The organism is Mycobacterium sp. (assembly GCF_032162605.1).
In the GTDB taxonomy this organism is placed as follows: domain Bacteria; phylum Actinomycetota; class Actinomycetes; order Mycobacteriales; family Mycobacteriaceae; genus Mycobacterium.
In genome coordinates, this window is record NZ_JAVROT010000643.1 from 1 (window position 1) to 2,635 (window position 2,635).

The 2,635-nt window shown below is 68.3% G+C and carries 3 protein-coding genes and 1 pseudogene; 2 read left to right on the forward strand and 2 right to left on the reverse strand.

Features of this window, described 5'->3' with window-relative positions; all coding sequences use genetic code 11:
• Positions 1–572 (reverse strand): annotated as a pseudogene (locus QOI01_RS36570) (hypothetical protein); the annotation flags it as partial.
• A 210-nt stretch (positions 573–782) separates the two neighbouring features.
• On the opposite strand from QOI01_RS36570, the gene QOI01_RS36575 reads away from it, so the two are divergent.
• Positions 783–1,349 (forward strand): hemerythrin domain-containing protein, encoded by a 567-nt coding sequence (locus tag QOI01_RS36575; protein ID WP_526389210.1) that lies wholly within the window; start codon positions 783–785, stop codon positions 1,347–1,349.
• Between the two features lie 123 nt (positions 1,350–1,472).
• Positions 1,473–1,772, forward strand: coding sequence for a DUF4193 family protein (locus tag QOI01_RS36580; RefSeq protein WP_526389212.1), 300 nt, complete (start codon positions 1,473–1,475; stop codon positions 1,770–1,772).
• A gap of 30 nt (positions 1,773–1,802) precedes the next feature.
• On the opposite strand, the gene QOI01_RS36585 is transcribed toward QOI01_RS36580, so the two are convergent.
• The coding region (locus tag QOI01_RS36585; RefSeq protein ID WP_526389213.1) for a sensor histidine kinase at positions 1,803–2,635 on the reverse strand (833 nt) is incomplete at its 5' end.

Genomic DNA, 2,635 nt, shown 5'->3' on the forward strand with positions numbered 1-2,635 from the left:
TCCACGTCCCCGCCGATCAGCCGAATCCCGGCTCGGCACACGGCGGCCGCGAAGACGTTGACCAGCGCCACCAGGCACACACTGCCGATCGCCAGCGCCGTGTCCAGGGGCGCCAGCCGGATCGCGAGGACGGCCAGCGTCGTGACCGCGACCGCCCAGGTGAACGCCAGCAGGCGCAAGCCGTGGAAGCACGTGATGTAGGCGGAGAGCACCGCGAACGAGGAGGCGCCGAGCAGACCCGCGACCGGACTGGTCGGGATGAGGCAGGCGGTGGCGATGCAGACCGCGCCCAAGACGACGCACGCCGCCGACTCGGCCCTCGAGGGCCAACGGTGGCGCAACCAGCGCAGCGCCATCGCCACGCAGCACGCCGTTACGACGACGGCGAGCGCCTTGCCGACCAGGCCCTTCGGACCCAGTGGGCTGATCAGCGAGATCATCGGGATGAGGCCGAGGGCGGCGATGACGCCCGCGACGACCCGGCACGTACTTGCCTGCAGACCCCGCGCCGCGAGGATGGCCGTCAACCAGTAGTAGTGGTCCTGCCGCGGCTTCCACCGCTCCATCGTCACGACGGCTCCTCAGGGCGGCACGAGTGCAATCGACACATCACCGTCCCCCTCGTCACCCGAACCCGATCCGAACCTATCAACGTCATGGCCTCTTGGGTAAGGCCCTGCGCCTGCCGTCAGGTTTCTGCCGCGCTCGTGCGGGTAGTTCTCAGCCGTTCGGCGCGCAGCCCTCGCGCCATCACCCATTCGATTCTCTCGGAGGCAACTGCCGTGGTCCAGAAGCACATCACCAATTCAAACGACGTGGTCACCTACTTGAAGGACCAACACGAAGCCATCAAGGCACTGTTCATCGAAACCCTCGACGCAACGGATGCCGACACCCAACGGGCGGCCTTCACGCGGCTGCGGACGCTACTCGCCGTGCACGAAACGGCGGAGGAGATGATGGTTCACCCACGTGTGCGTCGCAAAGTCGTCGGCGGGGCCGAGGTCGTCGACGCCCGCCTGGCCGAAGAACACGACGCCAAGCTCGCGTTGGGAGCACTCGAGAAGATCCCATGCGGCACTGCCGACTTCTCCAAGGAGTTGGTCCACCTGCAAGCCGCGGTGCTGGACCACGCCAAGCGGGAAGAGGCCGAGGAGTTCACGTTGCTCGAGGATCATCTCGATGACGAGGAACTCCGCAAGCTGACGACTGCCGTCCAGGTTGCCGAGCGGATCGCACCCACCCACCCCCACGCGGGCGTCGAGTCGGCGTTCGTCAACTTCGCCGTCGGGCCGTTCGCCTCGCTGCTGGACCGTGCACGCGACGCCTTGCGCGGCAACGCCGCATGAGGCGCCTCCTGCGGACGCCCATAGGGGATTTCGGCGCACGTTTCGACCCAGCCTGATCGCGGGAACATAGCGCCCACCGGACGGCGTTGTCGGTACGTCACTCCAGGAGCCGAAGGAACGCCGATGACAACGGACTATGACGCACCCCGCAAGACCGAATCCGACGACGCCGCCGACGAGTCAATCGAGGCACTCGCGGGCCGGCGCAATGACGTGGCGGTTGCCGTGCTCGACGTCGACGACGGCGATGAGTTCGACGCATTCGAGCTCCCCGGCGCGGATCTTTCCGGTGAGGAACTGACCGTTCGAGTGCTTCCCAAACAACCCGACGAGTTCACCTGCTCGTCCTGTTTCCTGGTGCACCACCGGAACCGGCTGGCAGTCCAGACGGGTGGCGAGTTCATCTGCGCCGACTGCGCCTGAGTTCGCACCGCCTCCGGCGCTCGCTGCGCGTTACGCCGACCAAGCCTGTTCGGGCGGCGAAGTGACGGTCACCAATGTCCCATGATCAACCTTGGATTCGATCGCCATCGCACCGGCCATCGAGTCGAACCTCGCCTGAAGCGAGGCCAGCCCGATGTGCCCCTCCGCGACCCGCTGCTCGACGATCGACGGCTCGAAGCCCGCTCCGTCGTCGGCGACCGTCAGCACGATGCGGTCCCCTGCCCGGAACAGCCGGATGGTGACCTCCGTCGCGCCGGCGTGCTTGTTGATGTTGGCGAGCAGTTCGCGCGCCGCCCGGTAGAGCAGCGCCTGAGACGTCGGCCTGCCGACGTCTTCGAGGTCGGCATCGATGATGAAGTCGCCACGCGTCTCGTACTGGCGCAGAAGTTCCCGTTCCAGGGCGCCGACCATGTCGCGGTAGGAGCGCTCGTGGATGAGCGGCCCGACCAGCGTGCCGTCCGAGGACGGGTCGCCGACGGGCAGGCTGCGGTACGCCGTCACGACCCGCTCGACGAGGGTGTCGACCACCGACCGGTGCGCGATCACCCGGCGCAGCGTGGTGCAGCGCTGCCCGGCCGTGCCGGCCGCCGAGAAGACGATGCCGCGCACCGCGAGGTCGAGGTCGGCCGACGGGGTGACGATGGCCGCGTTGTTGCCGCCGAGTTCGAGCAGCGCCTTGCCGAACCGCCCGGCCACCCGCGGGCCGACCTGCTGGCCCATCCGCACCGAACCGGTCGCGGAGACCAGCGCCACCCGGGGGTCGTCGACCAGCTGCTCGCCGATCTCGCGTGCACCCTGGACGAGCCGGCCGACGGCCGTGGGCGCGCCGACGTCGGTGGCCG

Coding starts and splice junctions, on each gene's coding strand:
- QOI01_RS36580 (WP_526389212.1), top strand. CDS start 1,473: ATGACAACGGACTATGACGCACCCCGCAAGACCGAATCCGACGACGCC.